The organism is Polaromonas sp. P3_B1 (genome assembly GCF_056402935.1).
Genome location: NZ_JBFUGK010000006.1, coordinates 21,737 through 47,135 on the forward strand (window position 1 = coordinate 21,737; position 25,399 = coordinate 47,135).

Sequence of the window (25,399 nt, forward strand, 5' to 3'; positions counted from 1 at the left end):
CGCGCAAAGAAAAATAGCCTAGAGGGATAAGCCTCTAAGCTATTCAAATCACTAATGAAAGTGGTGCGGCTGGCAGGAATTGAACCCACGACCCCTTGGTTCGTAGCCAAGTACTCTATCCAACTGAGCTACAGCCGCTAAGCCTCAAATTATAACCTATTTAAATGGCCTATCGCGAGCGGCTCGAGCACTCGATCAAAGGACCCCATAGTGGCAGTGCACATGCGCAATGGTTGCAGCGCCGGCTTTCGGTCGGTCGCAAGGCCCGCACCAGCACGGCGTCGCGCTCCACGCCATACGCCGGCCGGGCACCAACGGCCGCGGGCCGCTCCCACATTGCCAAGCTCACCGAACCGCATCGGCAGCAAGACAGAGGGCAATGAAAGCTTAGACCCCAGGTGGGTAAGGCCAAAATATCAAAACCCAGATTGGCCTGACCTTTTGGCCCGCATGGCGATGCCTGATGCCACGGTCGCGTAAACTGCAGCCAGCGGAGGACCCATGCTGGAGCAACTCAAACAGGTCGACAACCGTCGGTTGTACCAACAGATCGCGGACCAGATACGCACCTTCATTGATAATGGCAACTACACCGCCGGCATGCGCCTGCCGCCTGAGCGGGACCTGGCCCAGCAGCTGGGTGTATCCCGCCCCTCTGTGCGCGAGGCCCTGATTGCCCTGGAAATTGAAGGCAGCGTGGAAGTCCGCATGGGCGCCGGCGTGTACGTGTGCAATGCAGCCCAACGCAAGCCCCAGGCCCTGGCCGCGATGGGCGAAAGCCCCATCGAACTGATGCAGGCGCGCGCCGCCATCGAGGGCACGGTGGTGCAACTGGCCTGCGCGAAGGCCACTCCCCAGGCCTTGGCCGCACTGCGCCAGATCCTGGACAACATGCTGGCGGCGGTGGCGCAAGACCGTTCCCCTTTGGTGTTTGACCGCCAGTTTCACATGACCATTGCCGCCATGACCGGCAACTCCGTGCTGGAGCGCATGGTGGGCGAGCTGTTTGACGAGCGACACAGTCCGATTGCCACACGGGTAAGTGCGCACTCCGAATCGGGCCAGACCTGGGCCATCGCGCTACAGGAGCACGAGGCGATTTTGCGCGCCATGGAAAACCGCGAYGTGCTGGCCGCACAAACCGCGCTGCGCATGCACCTGCTGGCCTCCGAACAGCGCTGGGTGGAAAACAACCAGCGCGAATGGTCTTGAGCTAAGGCCGCCCTCTCTCGCCACCAATTGGTCAGGCCTGTGCACTCGCACGGGCTTTTTTTCGCACCTTTTCAGCTCGTTTCGACCCGAATTGCGGGTAAACACCGGTGCGCAGCCCTAATTTGGTAAGGCCAAATACGACCAATCGCGTCAGGTGGCCTTACCAATTTGCAATCGGCAAATGTCTCCTCTCGCGGTCCTTGACAACCCCAGAGGAGCCCGCATTGCTGCCATCCGTGTCCCATCCCCTGCATTCCGAAGCACCCAGTGCCTCGGCAGACGTGCTGCTGCGGCTGGACGGCATTACCAAACGCTTCCCCGGAGTGCTGGCGCTGGACGGCGTGAGCTTTGACGTGCGCCGCGGGGAGGTGCATGCGGTGTGCGGCGAAAACGGCGCCGGCAAATCCACCCTGATGAAGGTCGTCAGCGGGCAATACCTGCCCGACGCGGGCGCCCTGCACTACCGCGGCGAGCCATGCACCTTCCGCTCCACCGCCGACTCCGAGGCCGTGGGCATCGCCATCATCCACCAGGAGCTGAACCTGGTGCCCCACCTGTCGGTGGCCGAAAACATCTTCCTGGCACGCGAGCCGCGCAAAGGCTGGCTGATCGACCGCGCTGCGCTGCGCCGCAATGCGCAGCAGTGCCTGAACCGGCTGGGCCTGGACATCGCGCCGGACGTGCTGGTCAAGACCTTGTCGGTGGCGCAGCAGCAGATGGTGGAGATTGCCAAGGCCCTGTCGCTCAACGCGCAGGTGCTCATCATGGATGAGCCCACCTCGTCGCTGACCGAATCGGAAACCGAAAAACTCTTCGCCATCATCCACGAACTCAAGCGCGCGGGCGTGGGCATTGTCTACATCTCGCACCGGCTCGATGAACTGGCCCAGATCGTGGACCGCGTCACCGTGCTGCGCGACGGACGCTATGTGGGCACCGACCGCTTTGTCGACACCAGCGTGGAGCAGATCGTGGCCAAGATGGTGGGGCGCTCGCTGGACGACGTGTTCCCCAAGCGCAACTCCGTGCCAACACCCGAGGTGCTGCTGCGCGCGCAGGGGCTGACTCGCCGCGGCGTGTTCCACGACGTGAGCTTCGAGCTGCGGCGTGGCGAGATTCTGGGTTTTGCCGGCCTCATGGGCGCGGGCCGCACCGAAGTGGCGCGCGCCATCTTCGGCGCCGAGCCGCTGGACGCCGGCGAGGTGTTGCTGGGCGAACAGCGGGTTGCCATCCGCTCGCCGCGCGATGCGGTGCGCCACGGCCTGGCCTACCTGTCGGAAGACCGCAAGCACGATGGCCTGGCGCTGAAGATGACCGTGGCGCAGAACATCACGCTGGCCAGTATGGACGCAGTGTCCAACCGCGCCGGCATGATCCGCTTCGACCAGGAGCAGGCGGCCGCCGCCCGCTATATCAAGGCCCTGGACATCCGCACCCCGAGCAGCAGCCAGATCGTGCGCCTGCTCTCGGGCGGCAACCAGCAAAAGCTGGTCATCAGCAAATGGCTGTTCCGCGAATCGCGCATCCTGTTTTTTGACGAGCCCACACGCGGCATTGATGTGGGCGCCAAGTACGCGATTTACCAGCTGCTGGACCAGCTCGCAGGCCAGGGCATCGGCGTCTTGATGATCAGCTCGGAGCTGCCCGAGATCATGGGCATGACCGACCGCGTGGCGGTGTTCCACGAAGGGCGCCTTGTCACTGTGCTGGCCACCCGCGAGACCAGCCAGGAGGAAGTCATGCACTACGCCTCGGGCCGCAGCATCCCCAACCATCCCTGAGTTTCCCCTCGAACCGACCTATGACCGAACGACAACAAGACCTGCTCCAGAAATTTGCCGCGCTGGCCAGCCTGCTGGGCCTGATCGCGATTTTTTCGTTCACCAGCAACGCCTTCTTCACCGTGGGCAACGGCATGACCGTGGCGCTGCAGGTCACTTCCATCGCCTACCTGGGCATTGCCGCCACCTGCGTGATCATCACGGGCGGCATCGACCTGTCGGTGGGCGCCATCCTGGCGCTGGCGGGCGTGGTTGCAGCCATGGCGACCAAGGCCGGGGCACCCGTGCCGCTGGCCATGCTGGCGGGCCTCCTGGTGGGCGCCCTGTGCGGCCTCATCAACGGGCTGTGCGTGACGGTGCTGAAGCTGCCACCCTTTATTGCCACGCTGGGCATGATGCTGGTCGCGCGCGGCGTGGCACTGCAGATTACGGATGCCAAGGCCATCGGCGGCCTGGGCGACAGCTTTGCCGAGCTGGGCAACGGCTCGCTGTGGCGCGTGGTGAACATGGGGGCGGACGGCTTCCCGGATGTGGTGTTCATAGGCATTCCCTACCCCGTGCTGCTGATGATCGTGCTGGCGGTGGCCGTGTCCATCCTGCTGAACCGTGCCACGCTGGGCCGGCACTTGTATGCCGTGGGCTCCAACCTGGAAGCGGCACGCCTTTCGGGCGTGAACGTGCAACGCGTCACCTTGTTTGCCTATGTGTTCTCCGGCCTGCTGGCCGGCCTGACGGGTTGCGTGCTGATGTCGCGCCTGGTCACCGCGCAGCCCAGCGAAGGCCTGATGTACGAACTCGACGCCATTGCGGCCGCCGTCATCGGCGGCACCTCGCTTACCGGCGGCGTGGGCACGATCTCCGGCACCGTGATCGGCGCCTTTGTGATCGGCATCCTGCGAAACGGTTTGAACATGAGCGGCGTCTCCGCCTTCACCCAACAGATCCTGATTGGCCTGGTCATCCTGCTCACGGTATGGATAGACCAGATGCGTCATCGCAAGTGATCCCTACCGGCAGGGCTTACCGGGACATTCACAACAACCCATCGATAAAGAGGAATGACATGAAACAACTGCTGAGCACCCTGATTGCATCGGCCCTGGTGGCCGCATCGTCCCTGGCCATGGCGGCTGACAAGGAAATCGCCGTGATCGTGAAGACGACCAACTCCGACTTCTGGCAAAACGTGAAGAAAGGCTCGAACGACGCCGCCGGCAAGTCCAAGGGCTACACCGCAACCTTCCAGGGCGCCGCCTCCGACACCGACCTGGCCGGCCAGGTGGCGCTGGTGGAAAACGCCGTGAACCGCAAGGTGGCAGGCATTGTGCTGGCCCCGTCCGACCCCGACGCGCTGATCCCCGCGATGAAGAAGGCCTGGGAAGCCAAGATTCCCGTGGTGCTGATCGACTCCGCCGCCTCCGACGCCGGCAAAGCCTACTACCAGTCCTTCCTGGCCACCGACAACAAGGTCGCGGGCGAAATGTCGGCCAAGACCCTGATCGACAAAATCGGCACCACCGGCAAGATCGCCGTGATGTCCTACACCGCCGGTTCGGGCTCTGAAATCGGGCGCGTGGGCGGCTTCATCGACTATGTGAAGGCGCACTCGAAGCTGCAGATCGTCGGCCCCTTCTATTCCAACTCGCAAATGGGCACCGCATTGAACCAGACCACGGACGTGCTGGCTGCCAACCCCGACCTGAAGGGCATCTTCGGCGCCAACGAGCCCACCGCTATCGGCATGGGCCGCGCGCTGGCCCAAACCGGCAAGGCCGGCAAGGTCGTGGCCATCGGTTTTGACGGCAACTCCGACCTGCAAGGGTTTGTGAAGGACGGCACCATCGAGGCGATTGCCGTGCAAAGCGCCTACGAGATGGGCAACCTGGGCGTGAAGACCGTGGTGGAGCTGGTGGAGGGCAAGAAGGTTCCCCGCTTCCGCGACACCGGCGTGTTGATGGTGAACAAGAAAAACATCGACAGCCCCGCCGCCAAGAACGTTCTCTACTGAATCCCTTTTTTCCTGAAGCACCCCCTGCGGCGCCACACGCCCGGGGGACGGCCCTATGCACACCACGGATCTCAAAAAACTCCCCCGCGTTGACCTGGAGCTCACGGCCCTGGGCCTGGGCTGCTCGCAAATGGGGGGTCTGTACCGCGCCACCAGCGCCCGCGAAGTGGAAGGCGTTTTCGCCAGCGCCTGGACGGCGGGTGTGCGCTACTTCGACACCGCGCCCTACTACGGCTACACCCGCTCGGAACACCGGCTGGGCGCCCAGCTGGCCGAACGCGCGCGCCATGAATTTGTGGTGAGCACCAAGGTGGGCCGGCTGCTGCGCCCCGATGCCGGCGTGGCGCCGGGCGACGGCGGCTGGGCCAACCCCTATCCGTTTCGTCCCGTGTACGACTACAGCTACAGCGGCGTGATGCGCTCCTTTGAGGACAGCCAGCAGCGGCTGGGCCTGGCGCACATCGACATCCTCTATGTGCACGACATCGGCACGGACACCCACGGTGAACGGCACACCCATTACTGGCAGCAACTGACCACGGGCGGCGGCTTCCGCGCGCTGGACGAGCTGCGCCGCAGCGGCGCCACCCGGGCTGTGGGCCTGGGGGTGAACGAATGGCAGGTGGTGCAGGACAGCATGCGCGAGTTCGACCTGGACTGCACCATGCTGGCCGGGCGCTACACCCTGCTGGAGCAGGACAGCCTCACCCTCATGGACAAATGCCTGCGCCGCGGCAATGCCATCGTGGCGGCGGGCCCGTTCAATTCCGGCATCCTGGTCGGCGACACCAAATTCAATTACGCCGAAGCTCCTGCCGAAGTGGTGGCGCGTGTGCACGCGCTGAGCACCGTGTGCGCCGAGTTCAACGTTCCCCTTCCCGCTGCGGCCATGCAGTTTCCGCTGGCGCACCCGGCCGTGGTGTCCTGTGTCACCGGCACGCACACCGCGGCCCAACTGTGGCAGAACGCGGCCTGGCTGGAGCAGCCCATTCCCGCCGCCCTGTGGCAAACCCTGCGCACACGCGGGCTGCTGCACCCGGACGCGCCGGTACCCGCCTGAGGCCGCCATGCTGATCGACGCCCACCAGCACTTCTGGCGCCTGGCCGACCGCGTAGGCCACTGGCCACCGCCCGCACTGGCGCCCATCCACCGCGACTTTGACCCCGCCGACCTGGAGCCACTGCTGGCGCAAACCGGTGTCGCCGGCACGGTGCTGGTGCAATCGCTGCCCACGGTGGCCGACACCCTGCAGCTTCTGCAACTGGCCGACCAGCACCCGATGGTGAAGGGCGTCGTGGGCTGGGTGGATCTGCTGGCGACGGACGCACCCGCGCAGATCACGGCGCTGGCCCGCCGCCGCAAGCTCAAGGGCCTGCGCCCCATGCTGCAGGACCTGCCTGACTCGTACTGGATTGCCCAGGCCGCGCTCACTCCCGCCATCGCCGCCATGCAGGCGCACGGCCTGGTGTTTGACGCGCTGGTGCTGCCGCAGCACCTGGGCGCCCTCCTGGCCTTTGCGCAGCGGCACCCGGATCTTCCCATCGTCATCGACCACGCGGCCAAACCCGAAATCGCGCTGGGCCGGCTGGACCCGTGGCGCCGGGACATGGCCGCCCTGGCCGCCCTGCCCCAGATTCACTGCAAGCTCTCGGGCCTGCTGACCGAAGCCGGCGTACACGCCCGGGCCTCTGCACTGGAGCCCTACGTCGCGCACCTGTTTGCCACGTTTGGCGCAGAGCGCCTGATCTGGGGCAGCGACTGGCCGGTGCTGAACCTGGCCGCCGGATATTCCGACTGGCTGGCCATGGCGCACGCGCTGTGCAGGGGCCGGCCAGACACGGATGACACGCACATTGCCGCCATTTTTGGCGGTAACGCGCGGCGCATTTACCACCTCGACTAGAACATCGGAAGACTGCCATGCAACGAATGGGCTGGGTCATCGGCATAGACCCTCAACACATCGCCGAGTACAAACGCCTGCACGCGGCCGTTTGGCCCGCCGTGCTGCAACGCATCCACCAGTCACAGGTGCGCAACTACAGCATCTTCCTGCGCGAACCCGAAAACCTGCTGTTTGGCTACTGGGAATACCACGGCCGGAACTTCGACGCGGACATGGCCGCCATCGCCGCCGATTCGCAAACCCAGCGCTGGTGGTCGCTGTGCGGCCCCTGCCAGCGCCCGCTGGAATCCCGCAGCCCGGGAGAGCACTGGGCAGCCATGGAGTCCGTATTCCACACCGATTAACCCCACTCCCCAAGGAACACCATGTTGACAGTTATTTGCGAAACCCCCGGCGTACTGCGAGCCCAGGAAAACCCGCGCCCCACGCGCCAGGCCAGCGAGGTGCTGGTGCGCGTGCGGCGCGTGGGCGTGTGCGGCACCGACCTGCACATCTTCACCGGCAACCAGCCCTACCTGGCCTACCCGCGGGTCATGGGCCATGAAATTTCCGGTACCGTGGAAGAAGCGCCCGAAGGCAGCAAGCTCACCGCCGGTGACCCGGTGTTTGTCATGCCCTACCTGTCCTGCGGCAACTGCATTGCCTGCCGCCAGGGCAAGACCAATTGCTGCGTCAACATCCAGGTGCTGGGCGTGCACCGTGACGGCGCCTTTACCGAATACCTGTGTGTGCCGGCGGCCTTTGTGCACAAGGCCGAAGGCGTGAGCCTGGACCAGGCCGCCATGGTGGAATTCCTGTCCATAGGCGCCCACGCGGTGCGCCGTGCCGAGATAAAGCCCGGCCAGCGCGTACTGGTCGTGGGCACCGGGCCCATCGGCATGGCGGCCCTGTTGTTTGCGGGCCTGCGCGGCGCGCAGGTGACGGCACTGGACACACGCGCCGAACGCGTGGCATTTTGCAGGCGGCACCTGGGCGCACACGCGGGCGTGCTCATCGGCCCCAACGACCACGAGGAACTGGGCGCACTGACGCAGGGTGAGTTCTATGACGTGGTGTTTGACGCCACCGGCAATGCGCGTGCCATGGAGCGCGGCTTCCAGTTCATCGCGCACGGGGGCAAGTACGTCATGGTGTCGGTGGTGCGGGACAACATCACCTTCTCGGACCCGGAGTTCCACAAGCGCGAGGCCACACTGCTGGGCAGCCGCAACGCCACGGTGGAAGACTTCGAGACCGTGCTGGCCGCCATGCGCGCCGGAAAGATTCCCACGGCTGCACTCAACACCCACCGCATGCCGCTGGCCGAGGTGCCCACCAGCTTCGAGACCTTGCTGGACCCCACGCAGGGCGTGGTCAAGGCGCTCATCGAGTGCTGAAGCGGGAGCGCATGTGAGTCATTGCATTTTGCAGTTCGGCACGGGCCGGTTTTTGCAGGCGCATGTGGACCTGTTTGTGTCCGACGCGCTACGGCGAGGCCAGGCGCTGGGCCGCGTCACCGTGGTGCAAAGCACGGGTAGCCCGCAGAGCAGCGCGCGCGCCGCCGTACTGGCGCAGGGCTACCGGGTGGAAGTGCGTGGCATGCAACAAGGCCAGCCCGTGCAGACCACCGTGCAAGTGGATTCCATCCAGACGGTATGGCATGCCGACCGCGACTGGGCGTTGCTGCGCGCCGCCATGGCCGACAGCGTGCAGGTCATCGTGTCCAACACGGCGGACGCCGGCTATGTGCTGGATGCCGCCGACCAGGCCGCGCTGCTGCAAACACCCCATGCCACACCCCGCAGCTACCCCGCCAAGCTGCTGGTGCTGCTGCACCACCGCTGGGAGCGCCGGCCCGAGGCGCCGCTGACGCTCTACCCCTGCGAGCTGGTGAGTCGCAACGGCGAGACGCTGCGCGCCATCGTGCGTGATCTGGCGCTGGACTGGGGTGCGCCGCCCGCCTTCATCCATTACCTGCAAACGCATTGCGTATGGGTGAATTCCCTGGTGGACCGCATCGTTTCGTCTCCGCTGGAGCCCGCCGGTGCGGTGGCCGAGCCGTATGCGCTGTGGGCGCTGGAACAGCAAGACCGCATGGTGCTGCCCTGCAGCCACCCGGCCATCGTGCAGACCGACGACCTTGCCACCTTTGAACAACGCAAGCTCTGGCTGCTGAACCTGGGCCACACTTTTCTGGCCGAGCGCTGGCAACTGCTGGGCGGCCCGCCCGACATGACGGTGCTGCAGGCCATGCGCACATCGGCGCTGCGCAACCCGCTGGAAGCCGTGTGGGCACAAGAGGTTCTGCCGGTGCTGGATGCCGAGGGGCGCGGCGCCGCAGCCCGCCCCTACCTGGAAGAGCTGCGCGACCGGCTGCTGAACCCATTTCTGGAACACCGCCTGGCCGACATCGCCAAAAACCACGCCGAGAAAAAGCAGCGGCGCCTGGCGCCGGTGGTGCAGCGCGCTGAGGAATTGCGGCTGCCTATCGCGCAGTTGCAACTACGCAGTGCGTTGTCTGAAAAGTAGGATGTCGAGTTCCGCCGAAATCTGCCCTGGGGCCGGGCTTCGGGGTAACTCAAGGAGAAGGCATCCGGGCGAGCCGTCCGCCGGCAATGAAGGTTTCGGCGGTATCCGGCAGGATTCTGCAGAACCCGGAATCACCTAAATCATTGTCAACGCTGAAGAAATGGTAGGGCGTGAGTGACTTGAACACTCGACCAAAGGATTATGAGTCCTCTGCTCTAACCAACTGAGCTAACGCCCCACACAAGAGGGAGATTGTAAGGGCGTTGAGAACCTGTTCACGGACAGGTTCTTAGCCCTACTTGCTGTGGCTGAGGGCAGTGCTGACCAGTTTGGAGGTGATATCGACGATCTGGATCATTTTTTCGTAGGGCATGCGCATGGGGCCAATGACGCCCAGCGTGCCCACGACCTGGCCGTCGACCTCGTAGGGCGCGGTCACCACCGACAACTCCTGGTAGGGAATGACCTGGCTTTCGCCGCCTATATAGATGCGAACACCCTCGGCGCGGCTGGACACGTCGAGCAGGCGCATCAGCTGCGCTTTTTGCTCGAAGAGGTCGAACAGCTTGCGCAGGTTGCCCATATCGCCCGAGAAATCGCTGACGGCCAGCAGGTTGCGCTCGCCTGAAATCACGACCTCATCGCGCGACTCGATGGCTTCGGAGCTGACCTTGACCGCGGCCTGCATCAGCGTGGCGATCTCACCGCGCAGCGCCTCGACCTCGTTCTTCAGGCGCTCGCGCACTTCCTCGATGGCCATGCCGGCGTAGTGTGAATTGAGAAAATTGGCGGCCTCCACCAGCTGCGACTGGGTGTAGTCGGCCTCGGTGAAGATGACCCGGTTTTGCACGTCGCCGTCGGGCGAGACGATGATCACGAGGAAGCGTTTTTCAGAAAGGCGCAAAAACTCAATATGGCGGAACACCGAAGTGCGGCGCGGCGCCATGACCACACCGACGAACTGCGACAGGCTGGACAGCATATGCGCCGCGTTGCTGAGCACCTTTTGCGGCTGGTCGGGCGCCAGCCGCGGGGCGCCTATCTGGCCGGCGGCGGAGAACGGGTCGCGCTGCGCGGTCAGCATGGTATCGACGAAGAGGCGGTAACCGCGCGCCGTGGGGATGCGGCCGGCCGAGGTGTGCGGACTGACGATCAGGCCGAGCTCCTCGAGATCGCTCATCACATTGCGTATCGTGGCGGGGGACAGTTCCAGGCCCGAGGCCTTGGACAGCGTGCGGGAGCCCACCGGTTGCCCGTCGGCAATGTAGCGCTCCACCAGCGCCTTGAGAAGCAACCGCGCACGATCATCAAGCATGCAGACATTCTACGAAGCTTGGGGCGGATGTTGTGATGTAATTTGCCGATGAAGTCGCAATTCCGCCATGTCGCCCTGATCGGCAAGTACCACGCACAAGGTTCCCGGTCGGCGCTGGAGGACATCGCGCACTTCCTGGGCACCCAGGGCTGCGAGGTCGCGATCGAGCAGGACACCGCCAGCAACACGGGCCTGACACAATTCCCGACGCTGGACGCGGCCGGTATAGGTGCCCAGTGCGACCTGGCCCTGGTGGTCGGCGGCGACGGCACCATGCTGGGCATAGGCCGGCTGCTGGCGCAGTTCGGCATTCCGCTGGTGGGCATCAACCAGGGCCGGCTCGGCTTCATCACCGACATCGCCTTCGAGGACTACCAGAACACCCTGATTCCCATGCTGCGCGGCGAGTACGAGGAAGACCGCCGCTGGATGATGCAGGCCAAGGTCGTGCGCGACGGCCGCTGCGTCTTCAGCGCCACCGCCATGAACGACGTGGTGGTCAACCGCGGCGCGACCGCCGGCATGGTCGAGCTTCGCGTCGAAGTCGACGGCCGCTTCGTGGCCAACCAGCGTGCCGACGGCCTGATCATCGCCTCGCCCACCGGCTCCACGGCCTACGCGCTGTCCGCCGGCGGCCCGCTGCTGCACCCGTCGATTGCCGGCTGGGTGCTGGCGCCCATCGCGCCGCACACCCTGTCGAACCGGCCTATCGTGCTGTCCGATTCGGGCGAGATCACGATTGAAATCGTCGCCGGCCGGGACGCCAGCGCCAACTTCGACATGCAGTCGTTGGCCAGCCTGCTGCACGGCGACCGCATCACCGTCAGGCGCTCGGAACACCAGATGCGCTTTCTGCACCCCAAGGGCTGGAGCTACTTTGACACCTTGCGCAAAAAACTCCACTGGAATGAAGGCGTGGCCTGAACGGCCCGGATTCAAGTTATGAGCCTCAAAAGCATCTCGCTTCGCGATTTCGTCATCGTCCACGAACTCGAACTCGACCTGTCCGGCGGATTCACGGTGCTCACCGGTGAAACCGGCGCCGGCAAATCCATCCTGATCGACGCGCTGCAACTGGCCCTTGGCGCGCGCGCCGATGCCGGTGTGGTGCGTGAAGGCGCGGCGCGCTGCGAAATCAGCGCCGAGTTCGACAGCCCCAAGGGTCTGGCCCCCTGGCTGGAACAAGCCGGCTTCGACGGCGGCGACAGCCTGCTGCTGCGCCGCACGATAGACGTGCAGGGCAAAAGCCGCGCCTGGATCAACGGCAGCGCGGCAACCGCCACCCAGCTCAAGGAGATTGCCGACCAGCTGGTCGACATCCACGGCCAGCATGCCTGGCAAAGCCTGACGCGCCCCGATGCGGTGCGCGGCCTGCTGGACTCCTATGCCGACGTCTCCACCGACGAACTCTCGCGCCGCTGGCAGCAGTGGCGCCTGGCGCAAAAGACACTGATGGAAGCACGCGACGCCCAGGACAGCCTGCAGCGCGAACGCGAGCGCCTGGCCTGGCAGATCGGCGAGGTGGACAAGCTCGCGCCCGGCACCGATGAATGGGACGAGCTCAATGCCCAGCACGGACGCCTGTCGAATGCCCAGGCCCTGCGCGACGCGGTGCAGACTGCCGTCGATGCGCTGCAGGAGTCCGACGAGAACGCCAATGCGCTGCTGGGCCGCGCCATCGCCGCGCTGCAGGGCCAGGAGCACATAGAACCCGAGTTCAAGGCCATGGTCGAGGTCTTGAACGGCGCGTTGGCGCAGATGGAAGACACCGTCCACTCCCTCAACGGCTATGCCCGCCATGCCGAGCTGGAGCCGCAGCGGCTGGCCGAACTCGACGAGCGCCTGTCGCAGTGGGTCAGTCTGGCACGCCGCTACAAGCGCACACCGGCCGAGCTACCCGAACTGCTGGCGTCCTGGCAGGCCGAGCTGCAAAAACTCAATGCCGCGGCCGACCTGGGCCAACTTGAAAAAAACGAGAACCAGGCCAAGGAAGCCTTCCTCGAAGAAGCCGGCCAGGTGTCCAAGGCGCGCGGCAAGGCCGCGCCCAAGCTGGCCAAGGCCATCACGCTAGCCATGCAGGGCCTGGGCATGCAGGGCGGCAAATTCGACGTGGCCCTGGCCAAACTTGAGCAACCCGCCCAGCATGGCCTGGAACAGGCCGAATTCCTGGTGGCGGGCCACAGCGGCAGCACGCCGCGCCCGGTCGGCAAGGTGGCCTCCGGCGGTGAGCTGTCGCGCATCGCGCTGGCCATTGCTGTCACCACCAGCCAGCTCGGGCAGGCCGAGACACTCATTTTTGACGAGGTGGATTCGGGTGTGGGCGGCGCCGTCGCCGAAACCGTGGGCCGCCTGATGAAACAGCTGGGCAAGGACCGCCAGGTCATGGCCGTCACCCATTTGCCCCAGGTGGCGGCCTGTGCCGACCAGCACCTGGTGGTGGCCAAGCGCGCCGAGAACGGCGTCACCCTCAGTGCCGTGGACCATGTCAACGGCGAGCAGCGCGTGGCTGAAATCGCCCGCATGCTGGGCGGCGAGCGACTCTCCGGCACCACGCTGGCGCATGCCAAGGAAATGCTGGGGCAGTGATGGCTACGCTGGAAATGGTCCTCATCACCGGCATGTCGGGCTCGGGGAAATCCGTGGCCCTGCATGCGCTGGAAGATGCCGGCTATTACTGCGTCGACAACCTGCCCCCGGAACTTCTCACGCCCTTCGTTGCGCTGGAGCAGCAGCACGGCGCGCAAAAGGTGGCCATCGCCATGGACGTGCGCAGCGCGACTTCGCTGCCGCTCGTGCCCCAGCAACTTCGCCAGCTGCGCGAGTCCGGCGTGGTGGTGCAATCGCTGTTCCTGGACGCCAATACCGAAACCCTGGTGCGCCGTTTTTCGGAAACACGCCGGCTGCACCCGCTGTCGCGCATAGACGCCTCCGACCAGCACCGCGCGCTGGTGGACGCGATTGAACTGGAGCGCGAGCTGCTCGGCGAAATGCGCGAGCAAGCCCATGTGCTGGACACCAGCATGATCCGGTCTTCGCAGCTGCAGGGCTATGTGAAGTCGCTGATCTCCGCGCCCATCACGCAGCTGACATTGGTGTTCGAATCCTTCGCGTTCAAGCGCGGTGTTCCGCTGGACGCCGACTACGTGTTCGACGTGCGCATGCTGCCCAACCCGCACTATGAATCAGGCCTGCGCCACCTGACGGGCCTGGATGAGCCGGTGGCAAATTACCTCAAGGCGCATTCCGAGGTCGGCGAGATGTTCAGCCACATCGAGCAGTTCCTGAACCACTGGCTGAATGCGCTGGTGCGCGACCACCGCAGCTACGTGACGGTCGCCATCGGCTGCACCGGCGGCCAGCACCGCTCGGTCTACCTGGTCGAGCAACTCGCAGCGACCTTCAGCCCCCACTGGCGCACATTGAAGCGGCACCGCGAGCTGGACGCCGGCAAACCCTAAGCCTGGACAGCCAGCAGCTTGCGTATCGGCGCGGGCAGGCCCAAGGCGGGCCAGGCATCCGGGCCAAACCAGGCGCCCGGCCGCTCTTGCGACACCATGGCCTTGGGCAGGGCCTGGCTTGCGCCAAAGCCCGCGACCCATGGCGACAAATACAAATCCTTGTGCGTGAGCACATGGACAAACTGCGGCAAAGGGTTGAGCCGCGACTGCAGCGAAGCCGGGAGCACCGCTTTCAACTCGTCATCGCTGTCGAACACGGGCAGGCAATACAGCCCACCCCAGACACCTCGGCCTGGGCGCCTCTCGAGCCAGACTGAGCCGTCGGGCCGCTGCGCCCACAGCAGGCTCAGGCCCTGGGCGCTGCGTTTGAGCTTGCGGGTCTTCACGGGGTATTTGCCCGGGTCGCCCTCGGCAAAACCGCGGCACAGCTTCTGCACCGGGCACAGCAGGCACTGCGGCTGCCGGCCGGCGCAAATCGACGCGCCCAGGTCCATCAGACCCTGGGTGTAACGCGGCATGGTTTGCGCCAGGTTCCGATGGGGCAGCAGTTCCGTTGCGAGGTTCCACAGCGCCTTTTCGTTGGCGCTTTGAGCAAGGTCGGCGGAAAACGCCAGCACCCGCGTGAGCACCCGCTTGACGTTGCCATCCAGTATCGCGACTCGCTCGCCAAAGCAAAAAGAGGCGATCGCGGCCGCCGTGGAGCGGCCTATGCCGGGCAGGGTCTGGAGCTGCTCCGCCGTCCCTGGAAACTGCCCGCCATGCAGGGCGACAACGTCTTTCGCGCAACGGTGCAGGTTGCGCGCGCGGCTGTAGTAGCCCAGCCCGCTCCACAGGCCCAGCACCTCGTCTTCGCTAGCGGCGGCCAGCTCGGCGACGGTGGGAAAACGCCCAAGAAAGCGCGCGTAGTAATCAAGGACTGTCGCGACCTGGGTCTGCTGCAGCATGATTTCCGACAGCCACACGCGGTAGGGATCGCGCGTGTTTTGCCAGGGCAGGCTGTTGCGCCCGTGCGTGCTTTGCCAGCGAACGATTTCATCGGAAAAACCGTGAGGCAGGGTTTGCAAGGCGGCTTGCTTCACCGCCGGCCTCGCGCCTTGGGAGGGCGCTGCCGCGGCAAGGCCGGAAGACCTGGCGGGCAAGGCTCAGGCGGCCTCGGGCAGGGCCGCACTCTTGGTTGCGGCTGCCGCGGCCTGTGCCTTGTCCTGCGACGAAGGACCACCCATCAGGTGTGCGGTCAGCTCTGTGAGCTTGTTGTCCAGCTCGTTGAGCACGCCTTCCTGCTCGTCGATTTCGGCGATGCGTTCATCCAGGCCCGATGCGGCCTGCTGGATGCGCTCAATGGCTTCCAGCCTGCGGCCGAAATTGCGGCGGCGCTCGCGCAGCTGGGCATCCAGCTGCGAAGCCGCGGATTTGTTCCAGAGCTCAACCTCGCCGAGCGCGGTCTCGTAGACCACGCGCAGGCGCGTGGCCAGCGCGCGAACCAGGCGCTCGGAAAAATCAGCCTGCGACAGCTTGATCACATTGCCGAGCCCGAGGTATTGCAGGTGGCTGCGCTCTATCTGCTCAAGGTCGTGCTCGTAGCGGATCAGTTCAGGCTCCTTGGGCGCCTGGAGCGAAAAGCTGAATTCGGAATTGAGCTGACGGAAGGAAGCCGTGAGCATCGACTGGATTTCGCCGCTCAGGACCTGGGCCTTTTGCAGTCCTTCGCGCAGCCGCGAGAAGGTCTGCCCATAGGCTTTTTTGACGCCCAGCTTGATGCCCGGCTGCTTCAACGCCTGGGTCAGCTCGGCCAGTTCCGCCTTGAGGGTGGGCGTGCTGAGCAGGGTGAACAAGTCGCGCAGCATTTTGAGGTGCACCGAACGCACCGCGTGAATCTTGGAGCCGCTGGTGTCGAACTCGGCCTGTTCCTGCTCGATGCGGCTGCGCATGTGCTTGATCACAGAGACATTTTTTCCGCGCAGGCCGCGCAGCTCGATCATCTGCTCGGCCAGGTCGCGCCGGCGTATGTGCATGGCACGCCCGGCTTCTGTCCTGAGCTCGCCAATGCCGGCCGCTACCGCCGTGCGCAGGATTTTCTGGCGCTGCCCCATCACGCCCTGCCCCAGCGCCAGCTCAAGCGCCGGCAGGTTGCTGGATTCGAGCAACGACTTGTCGCGCGTCACCTTGGCCACAAGGCCCTTCTGGGCCGAGACGGGAATGACCTGGGATTCAGGCAGGCCGAGGATTTCGGCCGAGGTCGCACGTTGACGCTCGATCTGCGCCTTGACCTGCTCAGAGGTGCTCAGCGCATCCCAGAGCGTGTCTATCTTGTTGAGCACCACCAGGCGCGCATCGCTGCCCTCGCCTTCGGTGATCAGGTGCTCGCGCCAGATCGACAGGTCGGACTTGGTGACGCCGGTGTCCGCGGCCAGGATGAACACCACGGCATGCGCCTGTGGAATAAGGCTGACCGTCAGTTCGGGCTCCGCACCGATGGCGTTCAGGCCAGGCGTGTCGAGGATCACCAGGCCCTGCTTGAGCAGCGGGTGCGCGATATTGATCAGCGCATGGCGCCACTTGGGCACTTCGATCAGGCCGTCGGGGCCGGCAAGCGGGTTGTCGTCGGGGCTGTTGTCGTGCCAGAAACCGAGTGCGCGCGCCTCGTCCTTGGTGACGTGCCGCACTTCCGCGACTTTTTCCAGGGCCTGCGCCAGCTGCGCGGGATCGTTGACGTCCAGGTCCACCCGTGTCCACTTCTCGGGCGCCGAACGCCACTCCATCAGCGCCTGTTTCTGCAGCCGCGTCTCTATAGGCAGCAGGCGCAGGCACGGCGGCACGTCGGCGTCGTAACCGAGTTCGGTCGGGCACATCGTGGTGCGGCCGGCGCTTGCGGGCATGATGCGGCGGCCGTAGCCGGCGAAAAAGATCGCGTTGATCAGTTCGGACTTGCCACGCGAGAATTCAGCCACAAAAGCCACCATGACCTTGTCGGAGCGCACCTGCGACTCCAGCCGCTGCAGGCGCTCCTCGACGGCCGCGTCGAGCAGGTCATGGTCTTTCATCCACTCAGCAAGCAGCTTCAGGCGAAGCGCAAATTCGCGCCGCCACTGGCCATGCTGGTCAAATTGTTCGTTAAAAGACATCGGTCTTCCGTTAAGTGTGGTCGGTCAATATAGCATCGCAGCCCCGAAAGGCCTATTGGCGCGACTACGGACCCGGATTCACGGTTTTTGGCAGGTCGCGCAGTAAAAAGTGGAACGCTGGCCTTGGCGAATGCTTTTGATGGGTGCGGCGCAGACCCTGCAAGGCTGTCCCGCCCGGTCGTAAACCATGGCCTCAAGCTGAAAATAGCCGGATTCGCCCCAGGCATTCGAGAAATCCCGCAAGGTGCTGCCGCCTTTTGTAACTGCCTGGGCCAGCACCTGGCGTATGGCCGCGTGCAGCAGCGCCGCGCGCGGCCTGCTGATGCGGCTGGCTCGCGTGGTGGGGCGTATGCCCGCCAGGAACAGCGCCTCCGAGGCGTAAATATTGCCGACACCCACCACAGCCTCTCCGCCCAGCAACACCTGTTTGATGGGCGTTTGCCGCAGTTTCAGCGCCCGGTGAAAATCGGACGCGTCGAAAGCCTCGCTGAGCGGCTCCACGCCCAGACGGCCAAGCAGCTTTTGCGCGGTGGGGGTGTTTTCACCGCCGGCATAGACCACCGCACCAAAACGGCGCGGATCGTTGAGCCGCAGGGTCCCCAGGCTGGTGGCCATTTCAAAGTGATCATGCTTGCCCGGCGCGGGCATGCCGGCCCCAAAACTCACGCTGCCGGACATCCCCAGGTGGATCATCAGCAGGCCCTCGCTCAGGTCCACCAGCAGGTATTTGCCCCGCCGCCGCACCGCCAGCACCTGCCGCCCGACCAATTTCCCCGGATGGCAGCCCAGCGGCCAGCGCAGGGGCTTTCCCATTTCGATGCGCTCAATGCGCGCGCCCGCGATGCGGTCGGCGAAACTCAGGCGGGTGACTTCGACTTCCGGCAGTTCAGGCATAGATTTGACAGCTGGGGACGGCGCTTCGCGGCGCAAGGGCGGCTACGGTCCGAGCCTATCCGGCCGCAAAGCTTTCAGGACGGCAGGGTAAAGCGGGAGCGCGGCCGGGGAGCATCAATTATCATGGTTCGATGAAGAAAAAAACTGGCCTAGCCGGCCTTGCCCTCAGCGGCTTGTGGTTTGTTGTCCCTCTGGCCCTGGCACAGACCGAGGAGCCCGTGTCGGCGGCTCCCGCGACGCTCAGCGAAGCCAAGGCGGTGCAGGAAGCCGCCCCGTCCTCGCTTCTGGACAGCGCGCTGTTCTACCAGCTGCTGGTCGGTGAAATGAACCTGCAGGAAGGCGAGCCTGCCGCGGGCTTTGCCCTCATGCTCGATGCCGCCAGGAAAACCGGCGACGCCCAGCTTTACCAGCGCGCCACCGATATCGCCCTGCAATCGCGCTCAGGCGACGCGGCCTTGCAGTCGGCCCGCGCCTGGAAGCAGGACCAGCCCACATCGCGCGAAGCCAACCGCTACGTGCTGCAGATCCTGGTCGCACTCAATCGCATCGCCGACACGCTGGAACCCCTGCAAACCGAAATCAGGCTGGCCCCGGATATCGAGCGGCCCGCCGTGTTAACCGCAGTGCCGCGTGTCTATGCTCGCGCGACGGACAAAAAACTGGCCAGCACCGTGGTCGAGGAAGCGCTGGCCGACTACCTGGGCAATCCCGCCACTGCCGGCGCCGCCTGGACAACACTGGGTCGCATGCGCATGGCCGCCGGCGACACGAGCGGAGCGCTCGCGGCGGCCAAGCGCGGGCAGGCTGCCGCCCCGCAGGCCGAAGGCCCTGCCCTGGTGGCGCTCGAGTTGATGGACCCCAAGATGCCTGAAGCCGAAGGCGTGGTGCGCCGCTACTTCGAAGGCAATCCCAAGGCCATGCCTGAAATCAGGATGGGATATGCCCGGGCCCTGCTGGATTCCCAGCGCTATGCCGAGGCCTCCGCCCAACTGCAGATCGTGACGCGCGACAAGCCCGACCTTCCCGAAGGTTGGCTGGTGCTTGGCTCCCTGCAGTTGCAGGACAACCAGCTGGCGCAGGCGCAAACCTCGCTGGAGCGCTATGTCGGCCTGGCGCAGCAGCAAACCGCCGAGGGCGAGCGCAACCGCAGCCTGGCCCAGGCGTATTTGTCGCTCTCGCAAATCGCGGAAAAACGCAAGGATTACGCGACAGCCGAAAGCTGGCTCGCCAAGATTGACAATGCATCCGACCTGGCGCTGGCACAGACCCGGCGCGCATCCATTCTGGCCAGTCAGGGCAAGCTCGAGGAAGGCCGCCAGCTGATCCGCAAGCTGCCCGAGCGCAATGCCGCGGAGGCCAGGGTGAAGCTCAACGCGGAAGTCTCCCTGCTGCGTGAGTTCAAGCAGTACCAGCTGGCCTATGAGGTGCTTGCGCAGGCCCTGGCCAAGTCACCGGAAGAAACCGAGCTGCTTTATGACCAGGCCATGATGGCTGAAAAGCTAGGCAAGCTCGACGAGATGGAAAGCCTGCTGCGCAAGGTCATCCAGCTCAAGCCCGACTACCACCACGCCTACAACGCACTGGGCTACTCGCTGGCCGATCGCAGCGTGCGCCTGCCCGAGGCGCGCGAGCTGATCCGCAAGGCGCTGGAATTCGCACCTGCCGACCCATTCATCGGAGACAGCCTGGGCTGGGTGGAATTCCGCCTGGGTAACAACGCCGAAGCCGTGAAAATCTTTGAGGCGGCCTACAAGGCCAAGCCCGATGCCGAGATCGCGGCACATTTCGGCGAAGTGTTGTGGGCGATGGGCCAGCGCGACCGCGCCATCTCTATCTGGAAGGAAGGCCGGCTGCTCAACCCCGAAAACGAAACGCTGCTCGAGACGCTCAAGCGCCTGCGCGTGAAGCTGTAGCCCGGAAACTTATCGTGCCGTTTATTTTCCGCGCGCGCCTGGCCAGGCTGGCCCTTGTTTTCGCCTCCCTTTTTGCCGCATTGCTGATCGCCGGTTGCGCGCAACCGCCCAGGGCCAAGGCCCAGGACGGTGTGCAGAGCGATCTCTGGACCGGACGCATCAGCCTGCAGGTCCTCAGCGAGCCAGCGCAGTCTTTTTCAGCCAGTTTCGAGCTTAAGGGCAAGCCCGAGCGCGGCGAGTTGTCGCTGATCAGCCCCCTGGGCAGCGTACTCGGCGTGCTGCGCTGGTCACCCGGCGAGGCGGTACTGGACTCCGGCAACGGCAAGGTCCAGCGCTTTGCCTCCGTCGACGAACTGATGGCCCAGGCTACGGGCGCGGCCGTACCGCTGGGTGCGCTGTTTGCCTGGATGCAAGGTGACAATGCCGCCGTCAGTGGCTGGTCGGCGGACCTCTCGCGCTACCAGGACGGCCGCATTTCGGCCAAAAGAACTCAGCCTGCGCCGCAGGCGGACCTGCGGGTCGTGCTCGACCAATAGCCTTTCGCCGGCGCGCACGGTTTTCGCTTCCTTCCTGTTTATGACTTCTGTCTCTTCCGCCTCTTCTGCTTCAAGCTCTCCGCCGCCGCTCAAGGCCCTGTATGACGTGCCGGCACCCGCCAAACTCAACCTTTTCCTGCACGTCACCGGTCGCCGGCCGGACAGCTATCACCTGTTGCAATCCGTCTTCATGCTGATCGACTGGTGCGACACCTTGCATCTGGAATTGCGCACAGACGGACAGATCAGCAGGGAAGACCTTGAAACCGACGGCCAGGCGGCGCAGCCCTTGCCCGCGGACGACCTTGTTGTGCGCGCCGCCAAGGCGCTACAGACCGCCTGCGGCACCCCGCTGGGTGTACACGTCGGCCTCGAAAAGCGGATTCCTTCGCAGGCAGGCATGGGCGGCGGCTCATCGGATTCCGCCAGCTGCCTGCTGGCCCTGCAGCGGCTGTGGGGCGTGCGCCTGCCGCCTCAGGAGCTGCAGACCCTGGCCTTGTCGCTGGGCGCCGACGTGCCTTTTTTCCTCTCGGGCGGCCACGCCTGGGTAGAAGGCATAGGCGAAAAAATCACCCCGCTGGTCTTGCCGCCGGCGCGTTTTCTGGTGGTCAAACCGGCGGCCGGACTCCCCACCCAAGGTATTTTCAGCGCGCCGGAGCTAAAACGCGATACAGAAACTGCTACAATCCAAGGCTTTGCTGCAAATGCTGAAGGCCAGTCGAAATCCTTTGATTTCGGATTCGGCCGCAACGACTTGCAGCCGGTAGCGCAGGAGATGTGCCCACAGATAGGCCAATCGCTCGATTGGCTCAAAAGCAAGGGACTCCAAGGGCGCATGACCGGCTCCGGAAGTGCTGTATTTGCGCAACTGCTGCATGAAGCAGATTTGCCAGACATCGCAGGATTGCCTGATGGCTGGAAAGTCCGTAAATGCAGTAATTTGGAAGCGCATCCCCTGGCCGGTTGGTAAAATAACCGCTCTCGAAATGGGCTTCCAAGCGACCATAAATGAATAAGTTATAGGTCTGTTGTTGGCAACAACAACTGTCCTGTGTAGGGGTGTCGCCAAGCTGGTTAAGGCACCGGATTTTGATTCCGGCATTCGCAGGTTCGAATCCTTCCACCCCTGCCAAATTTAAGACTGAGGGCCACAGCCCCGGTTTGCGGCTCCGCCCGGAGCGAAGCCGCGTGACTCCTGACAGACCCGCATGATGTGTATCAGCGGGTCTGTGTGTTTTTGGAAACACGCCAGGCAAGCGGCGCTCACTGCCAAGCCCCCCTTGCAACGTGTTGTCCCCGTGCGTATTTTGCTTCGATCAGAAATTTCAGCCACGTTCAAGTCCTTGTAGCAGCTGGGCCCCACATGCAAACGCACCACCCCGATTTCATGGTTTTTACCGGCAATGCCAATCCGAGCATGGCCTCCGAGATTGCCCAGAACCTGGGCATCTCGCTGGGCGCGGCCCATGTGGGACGTTTTTCGGATGGTGAAGTCACCGTCGAGATCCAGCAAAACGTGCGGGCTCGCGATGTCTTCGTGGTGCAGTCGACCTGCGCGCCGACCAACGACAACCTGATGGAATTGCTGATCATGGTTGACGCGCTGAAACGAGCTTCGGCCGAGCGCATCGCCGCCGTGATCCCGTATTTCGGCTATGCGCGGCAAGACCGCCGTCCGCGTTCGGCGCGTGTGCCCATCACGGCCAAGGTGGTGGCCAACATGCTGCAGGCCGTGGGTGTGTCGCGTGTCCTGACGATGGACCTGCACGCTGACCAGATCCAGGGCTTTTTCGATATCCCGGTCGACAACATTTATGCGTCGCCGGTGCTTTTGGGCGATTTGCGGCAGAAGAATTACGCCGACCTGATGGTCGTTTCGCCCGACGTGGGCGGCGTGGTGCGTGCCCGGGCGCTGGCCAAACAGCTGGGCTGCGACATGGCCATCATCGACAAGCGCCGCCCCAAGGCGAACGTGTCGGAAGTGATGCACGTGATCGGTGACATCGAAGGCCGCAACTGCGTGATCATGGACGACATGATCGACACGGCCGGCACACTGGTCAAGGCGGCCGAGGTGCTCAAGGAGCGCGGCGCCAAGAAGGTTTACGCCTATTGCACGCACCCGATTTTTTCGGGCCCTGCCATAGACCGCATCGCCAAGGGCGACGCGCTCGATGAAGTGGTGATCACCAACACCATTCCGCTGAGCCCGAATGCCGAAGGCTGCAAGAAGATTCGCCAGCTCTCCGTGGCGCCGCTGATCGCTGAGACCATACAGCGCATCGCCAAGGGAGAGTCGGTCATGAGTTTGTTTTCGGACCAGGACAATCTGTTCTGACCTGGAGCAAAAAGTAGCTGCCATCGCGGCGTGGTGTTCATCGCGCAGCAAAAGCAGCTTTTTAAACCAGAACGAGACTGGTCGCGGTCCGTTCTTTATTGGAGTTGATTATGAAATTCGTCGCTTTTGAGCGCGCAAAGCAGGGCACGGGTGCGAGCCGCCGTCTCCGCATCACGGGCCGCACGCCCGGTATCGTCTATGGTGGCACCGGTGAACCCACGCTGATCGAAATCGATCACAACGCGTTGTTCCACGCCATCAAGAAAGAAGCGTTCCATGCTTCCATCCTCGAGATGGAACTGGCCGGCAAAGAACACAAAGTTCTGCTGCGCGACCTGCAAATGCACCCCTACAAGCAGCAGATCCTGCACATCGACTTCCAGCGCGTGGAAGCCAAGACCAAGATGACCGTCAAAGTGCCCGTGCACTACAGCGGTGAAGAAGAGTCCCCGGCCGTCAAGACCGAGAACTGCCTGGTCAACCACGTGATCACCGAATTGACCGTGTCCTGCTTCCCGGCCGACATCCCCGAATTCATCGCCGTCGACCTGAAGGGCCTGAAGAAGGGTTCGCCGCTGCACATCAAGGACATCACGCTGCCAAAGGGCGTGAAGTTTGTCGCCAAGGGCCAGGACAACCCGGTTCTGGTGTCGGTGTCCGCAGTGTCCGAAGAAGCCGAGGCCGATGCCGCAGCAGCCGCTGCCGCCGCCGCACCGGTGGACCCGAAAGCTGCCAAGGCCGCTGCCGCCAAGGAAGCCAAAGCCGGCGCCAAGGCTGACGCCGCCAAGCCTGCCGCCAAGAAGTAATCCACTTCAGGCGCAGGCCTGAAAGGCCCACGGCCCTTGTCCTCTTGCGGGACAAGGGCCGTTTTTCTTGCTGCTCCCCAATCTGAGGTACGTGAAGTACCCCCAAGAGAGCCGAACCATGCCCCCTAGAATTGGACGGATGGAAACTTTCGCATGATTAAATTATTTGTAGGCTTGGGCAATCCTGGCCCTGAATACGAAGCCACGCGCCACAACGCCGGCTTCTGGTGGATAGACGAGCTCTCGCGGGAGCTCAAGGCTCCCCTGAGCCTGGACAAAAGCTACCACGGCCAGGTCGCCCGCACCACGGTGAACGGCCAGAACGTCTGGCTGCTCAAGCCGCTGACCTTTATGAACGTGTCGGGCAAGTCGGTCGCGGCGCTGGCCCGTTTTTTCAAGGTCGCGCCCGAGGAAGTGCTGGTGGCACACGACGAAATGGACATCGTGCCCGGGCAGGTCAAGCTCAAGTTCGGCGGCAGCCACGCCGGCCACAACGGCCTGCGCGACATCCATGCGCAATTGGGCACAGCAGACTACTGGCGCTTGCGTATCGGCGTGGGGCACCCCGGCGTCAAGGCCGAGGTGGTCAACTGGGTTCTGAAAAAACCGTCAGCCGACCACCGCATCGCCATAGAAGACTGCATCGCGCGCTGCCTCAAGGCCGTGCCGGAATTGCTCAAGGGCGAGATGGAAAAAGCCACGATGATGATCCACACCAGCACGCCGCCGCGGCCCAAGCCGCCGCGCAAGGTTGAGCCACAAGCCGAAGACTGAGAAGGAATCAGGCCCTTAGCGGGCCGTGACGATGGGAATGACGGCCTGCAGGCGCTGGTATTTTTCCCACAGGGTTTCCCGCGTTTCGATGTGCTGCGGGTTCAGGGGAATGCAGGCCACGGGGCAGACCTGCACGCATTGCGGCTCATCGAAATGGCCGACGCATTCAGTGCACTTATGCGGGTCGATTTCATAGATTTCCTTGCCCAGGTAAATCGCCTGGTTGGGGCATTCGGGCTCGCAGACGTCGCAGTTGATGCATTCGTCGGTGATCATCAGGGCCATTGGATCACCCCGCCTTCGCTGCCTGGTGCGCCGCCGCCAGCGCGGAAGCCACCGCCGGGCTCACCATTTGTGCCACGTCGCCGCCCAGCTTGCTGATTTCGCGCACCAGCGTGCTGCTGATGCACTGCAGCGGCGCATCGGGCAGCAAAAACACGGTCTCCACCTGCGGGCGCAGCTTGCGGTTCATGGCGGCCATCTGGGCTTCGTAGTCAAAGTCCGTCAGATTGCGGATACCGCGCACCACGGCCGAGGCCTTTTGCGCCGCGCAGAAATCCATGATCAGGCCCTCAAAAGGCAGCACGCTCACACCGCCAATCCCTTCGGTGGCGGCTTTCACCTGCGCCACGCGCGCATCCAGCGAGAACAAGGTTTTCTTGTGGTGGGCCACGGCCACGGCGATGACCAGTTGGTCAAACAGCCCGGCCGCGCGCCGCACCACGTCGTCATGGCCCAGCGTGAAGGGGTCAAAAGTGCCGGAATAGACAGCGATGCGCGGGGTGGCCATAGGGGGAATTATGCCCGCCCCGCCCTTTTCCCAGACA

The 25,399-nt window shown here is 64.2% G+C and carries 24 protein-coding genes and 3 tRNA genes; 19 read left to right on the forward strand and 8 right to left on the reverse strand.

Annotation, left to right across the window (positions count from 1 at the left end):
• Window positions 1-61: 61 nt before the first annotated feature.
• Window positions 62-138, reverse strand: a tRNA-Arg gene (locus tag AC1DXS_RS04950).
• A 363-nt stretch (window positions 139-501) separates the two neighbouring features.
• On the opposite strand from AC1DXS_RS04950, the gene AC1DXS_RS04955 reads away from it, so the two are divergent.
• From AC1DXS_RS04955 to AC1DXS_RS04995, 9 genes are all read left to right on the forward strand, one after another.
• Window positions 502-1,212 carry a FadR/GntR family transcriptional regulator gene (locus tag AC1DXS_RS04955; RefSeq protein ID WP_477736457.1) on the forward strand — a complete coding sequence of 237 codons (711 nt, stop codon included), beginning with the start codon at window positions 502-504 and terminating at the stop codon, window positions 1,210-1,212.
• Between the two features lie 224 nt (window positions 1,213-1,436).
• Window positions 1,437-2,993, forward strand: a complete 1,557-nt coding sequence (locus AC1DXS_RS04960; protein WP_477736458.1) for a sugar ABC transporter ATP-binding protein — start codon at window positions 1,437-1,439, stop codon at window positions 2,991-2,993.
• Window positions 2,994-3,013: 20 nt separating this feature from the next.
• The gene (locus AC1DXS_RS04965; protein WP_477736459.1) at window positions 3,014-3,997 is read left to right on the forward strand and encodes an ABC transporter permease; all 984 of its coding nucleotides are present in this window, start codon (window positions 3,014-3,016) and stop codon (window positions 3,995-3,997) included.
• A gap of 59 nt (window positions 3,998-4,056) precedes the next feature.
• Window positions 4,057-5,001 (forward strand): substrate-binding domain-containing protein, encoded by a 945-nt coding sequence (locus AC1DXS_RS04970; protein ID WP_477736460.1) that lies wholly within the window; start codon window positions 4,057-4,059, stop codon window positions 4,999-5,001.
• A gap of 55 nt (window positions 5,002-5,056) precedes the next feature.
• Complete coding sequence (locus tag AC1DXS_RS04975; protein WP_477736461.1) at window positions 5,057-6,061, forward strand: aldo/keto reductase; 1,005 nt, start codon at window positions 5,057-5,059, stop codon at window positions 6,059-6,061.
• Window positions 6,062-6,068: 7 nt separating this feature from the next.
• A complete protein-coding gene (locus tag AC1DXS_RS04980) occupies window positions 6,069-6,905 on the forward strand; it encodes an amidohydrolase family protein (RefSeq protein WP_477736462.1) in 837 nt (278 codons plus the stop codon).
• A gap of 17 nt (window positions 6,906-6,922) precedes the next feature.
• The gene (locus AC1DXS_RS04985) at window positions 6,923-7,252 is read left to right on the forward strand and encodes an L-rhamnose mutarotase (RefSeq protein ID WP_477736463.1); all 330 of its coding nucleotides are present in this window, start codon (window positions 6,923-6,925) and stop codon (window positions 7,250-7,252) included.
• Between the two features lie 21 nt (window positions 7,253-7,273).
• Window positions 7,274-8,284, forward strand: coding sequence for a zinc-binding alcohol dehydrogenase family protein (locus AC1DXS_RS04990; RefSeq protein ID WP_477736464.1), 1,011 nt, complete (start codon window positions 7,274-7,276; stop codon window positions 8,282-8,284).
• Between the two features lie 13 nt (window positions 8,285-8,297).
• Complete coding sequence (locus AC1DXS_RS04995) at window positions 8,298-9,416, forward strand: mannitol dehydrogenase family protein (protein WP_477736465.1); 1,119 nt, start codon at window positions 8,298-8,300, stop codon at window positions 9,414-9,416.
• A 161-nt stretch (window positions 9,417-9,577) separates the two neighbouring features.
• Here AC1DXS_RS04995 and AC1DXS_RS05000 read toward each other — a convergent pair.
• Window positions 9,578-9,654 (reverse strand) — tRNA-Ile (locus tag AC1DXS_RS05000).
• 57 nt (window positions 9,655-9,711) lie between these two features.
• Window positions 9,712-10,731: a heat-inducible transcriptional repressor HrcA gene (gene hrcA, locus AC1DXS_RS05005; RefSeq protein ID WP_477736466.1), complete on the reverse strand. Its 1,020-nt coding sequence runs from the start codon at window positions 10,729-10,731 to the stop codon at window positions 9,712-9,714.
• Between the two features lie 48 nt (window positions 10,732-10,779).
• On the opposite strand from hrcA, the gene AC1DXS_RS05010 reads away from it, so the two are divergent.
• From AC1DXS_RS05010 to rapZ, 3 genes are read left to right on the forward strand one after another with little or no spacing between them, the layout of a single operon-like run.
• Entirely contained in the window at window positions 10,780-11,655 is an 876-nt protein-coding gene (locus tag AC1DXS_RS05010; protein WP_436156629.1) for an NAD kinase, read from the forward strand.
• Between the two features lie 18 nt (window positions 11,656-11,673).
• Window positions 11,674-13,317: a DNA repair protein RecN gene (recN, locus tag AC1DXS_RS05015; protein ID WP_477736467.1), complete on the forward strand. Its 1,644-nt coding sequence runs from the start codon at window positions 11,674-11,676 to the stop codon at window positions 13,315-13,317.
• On the forward strand, window positions 13,317-14,189 hold the full coding sequence (gene rapZ, locus AC1DXS_RS05020; RefSeq protein WP_477736468.1) for an RNase adapter RapZ: 873 nt from the start codon (window positions 13,317-13,319) through the stop codon (window positions 14,187-14,189). Before recN ends, rapZ begins: the two co-directional genes overlap by 1 nt.
• Here rapZ and mutY read toward each other — a convergent pair.
• From mutY to mutM, 3 genes are all read right to left on the reverse strand, one after another.
• Complete coding sequence (mutY, locus tag AC1DXS_RS05025; RefSeq protein WP_477736576.1) at window positions 14,186-15,244, reverse strand: A/G-specific adenine glycosylase; 1,059 nt, start codon at window positions 15,242-15,244, stop codon at window positions 14,186-14,188. The two genes, rapZ and mutY, sit on opposite strands and share 4 nt — an antisense overlap.
• 87 nt (window positions 15,245-15,331) lie before the next feature.
• The gene (locus tag AC1DXS_RS05030; protein WP_477736469.1) at window positions 15,332-17,311 is read right to left on the reverse strand and encodes a dynamin family protein; all 1,980 of its coding nucleotides are present in this window, start codon (window positions 17,309-17,311) and stop codon (window positions 15,332-15,334) included.
• Between the two features lie 78 nt (window positions 17,312-17,389).
• Complete coding sequence (mutM, locus tag AC1DXS_RS05035) at window positions 17,390-18,205, reverse strand: bifunctional DNA-formamidopyrimidine glycosylase/DNA-(apurinic or apyrimidinic site) lyase (protein ID WP_477736470.1); 816 nt, start codon at window positions 18,203-18,205, stop codon at window positions 17,390-17,392.
• A 131-nt stretch (window positions 18,206-18,336) separates the two neighbouring features.
• Here mutM and AC1DXS_RS05040 point away from each other — a divergent pair, with 131 nt between their 5' ends.
• The 7 genes from AC1DXS_RS05040 (at window position 18,337) to pth (ending at window position 24,572) form a co-directional block, all read left to right on the forward strand.
• Window positions 18,337-20,118: a tetratricopeptide repeat protein gene (locus AC1DXS_RS05040; protein WP_477736471.1), complete on the forward strand. Its 1,782-nt coding sequence runs from the start codon at window positions 18,337-18,339 to the stop codon at window positions 20,116-20,118.
• 14 nt (window positions 20,119-20,132) lie between these two features.
• Window positions 20,133-20,654: a lipoprotein insertase outer membrane protein LolB gene (locus tag AC1DXS_RS05045; protein ID WP_477736472.1), complete on the forward strand. Its 522-nt coding sequence runs from the start codon at window positions 20,133-20,135 to the stop codon at window positions 20,652-20,654.
• A gap of 40 nt (window positions 20,655-20,694) precedes the next feature.
• The gene (gene ispE / locus AC1DXS_RS05050) at window positions 20,695-21,624 is read left to right on the forward strand and encodes a 4-(cytidine 5'-diphospho)-2-C-methyl-D-erythritol kinase (protein WP_477736473.1); all 930 of its coding nucleotides are present in this window, start codon (window positions 20,695-20,697) and stop codon (window positions 21,622-21,624) included.
• An 85-nt stretch (window positions 21,625-21,709) separates the two neighbouring features.
• Window positions 21,710-21,786: transfer RNA gene (locus tag AC1DXS_RS05055), tRNA-Gln, on the forward strand.
• Window positions 21,787-22,017: 231 nt separating this feature from the next.
• Window positions 22,018-22,992, forward strand: coding sequence for a ribose-phosphate pyrophosphokinase (locus AC1DXS_RS05060; RefSeq protein ID WP_007862847.1), 975 nt, complete (start codon window positions 22,018-22,020; stop codon window positions 22,990-22,992).
• Between the two features lie 110 nt (window positions 22,993-23,102).
• On the forward strand, window positions 23,103-23,798 hold the full coding sequence (locus tag AC1DXS_RS05065; protein WP_092132828.1) for a 50S ribosomal protein L25/general stress protein Ctc: 696 nt from the start codon (window positions 23,103-23,105) through the stop codon (window positions 23,796-23,798).
• A gap of 153 nt (window positions 23,799-23,951) precedes the next feature.
• Window positions 23,952-24,572, forward strand: a complete 621-nt coding sequence (pth, locus tag AC1DXS_RS05070) for an aminoacyl-tRNA hydrolase (protein WP_477736474.1) — start codon at window positions 23,952-23,954, stop codon at window positions 24,570-24,572.
• 15 nt (window positions 24,573-24,587) lie between these two features.
• Here pth and AC1DXS_RS05075 read toward each other — a convergent pair whose 3' ends face one another.
• A complete protein-coding gene (locus AC1DXS_RS05075) occupies window positions 24,588-24,857 on the reverse strand; it encodes a YfhL family 4Fe-4S dicluster ferredoxin (protein ID WP_477736475.1) in 270 nt (89 codons plus the stop codon).
• Window positions 24,858-24,861: 4 nt separating this feature from the next.
• The gene (gene coaD / locus AC1DXS_RS05080; protein ID WP_477736476.1) at window positions 24,862-25,362 is read right to left on the reverse strand and encodes a pantetheine-phosphate adenylyltransferase; all 501 of its coding nucleotides are present in this window, start codon (window positions 25,360-25,362) and stop codon (window positions 24,862-24,864) included.
• Between the last annotated feature and the right edge of the window lie 37 nt (window positions 25,363-25,399).

Coding starts and splice junctions, on each gene's coding strand:
- ispE (WP_477736473.1), top strand. CDS start 20,695: ATGACTTCTGTCTCTTCCGCCTCTTCTGCTTCAAGCTCTCCGCCGCCG.
- pth (WP_477736474.1), top strand. CDS start 23,952: ATGATTAAATTATTTGTAGGCTTGGGCAATCCTGGCCCTGAATACGAA.
- AC1DXS_RS05075 (WP_477736475.1), bottom strand. CDS start 24,857: ATGGCCCTGATGATCACCGACGAATGCATCAACTGCGACGTCTGCGAG.
- AC1DXS_RS04985 (WP_477736463.1), top strand. CDS start 6,923: ATGCAACGAATGGGCTGGGTCATCGGCATAGACCCTCAACACATCGCC.
- AC1DXS_RS04975 (WP_477736461.1), top strand. CDS start 5,057: ATGCACACCACGGATCTCAAAAAACTCCCCCGCGTTGACCTGGAGCTC.
- hrcA (WP_477736466.1), bottom strand. CDS start 10,731: ATGCTTGATGATCGTGCGCGGTTGCTTCTCAAGGCGCTGGTGGAGCGC.
- AC1DXS_RS05040 (WP_477736471.1), top strand. CDS start 18,337: ATGAAGAAAAAAACTGGCCTAGCCGGCCTTGCCCTCAGCGGCTTGTGG.
- AC1DXS_RS05010 (WP_436156629.1), top strand. CDS start 10,780: ATGAAGTCGCAATTCCGCCATGTCGCCCTGATCGGCAAGTACCACGCA.
- coaD (WP_477736476.1), bottom strand. CDS start 25,362: ATGGCCACCCCGCGCATCGCTGTCTATTCCGGCACTTTTGACCCCTTC.
- AC1DXS_RS05060 (WP_007862847.1), top strand. CDS start 22,018: ATGCAAACGCACCACCCCGATTTCATGGTTTTTACCGGCAATGCCAAT.
- AC1DXS_RS05030 (WP_477736469.1), bottom strand. CDS start 17,311: ATGTCTTTTAACGAACAATTTGACCAGCATGGCCAGTGGCGGCGCGAA.
- mutM (WP_477736470.1), bottom strand. CDS start 18,205: ATGCCTGAACTGCCGGAAGTCGAAGTCACCCGCCTGAGTTTCGCCGAC.
- AC1DXS_RS04980 (WP_477736462.1), top strand. CDS start 6,069: ATGCTGATCGACGCCCACCAGCACTTCTGGCGCCTGGCCGACCGCGTA.
- AC1DXS_RS04970 (WP_477736460.1), top strand. CDS start 4,057: ATGAAACAACTGCTGAGCACCCTGATTGCATCGGCCCTGGTGGCCGCA.
- rapZ (WP_477736468.1), top strand. CDS start 13,317: ATGGCTACGCTGGAAATGGTCCTCATCACCGGCATGTCGGGCTCGGGG.
- AC1DXS_RS04965 (WP_477736459.1), top strand. CDS start 3,014: ATGACCGAACGACAACAAGACCTGCTCCAGAAATTTGCCGCGCTGGCC.
- recN (WP_477736467.1), top strand. CDS start 11,674: ATGAGCCTCAAAAGCATCTCGCTTCGCGATTTCGTCATCGTCCACGAA.
- AC1DXS_RS05065 (WP_092132828.1), top strand. CDS start 23,103: ATGAAATTCGTCGCTTTTGAGCGCGCAAAGCAGGGCACGGGTGCGAGC.
- AC1DXS_RS04990 (WP_477736464.1), top strand. CDS start 7,274: ATGTTGACAGTTATTTGCGAAACCCCCGGCGTACTGCGAGCCCAGGAA.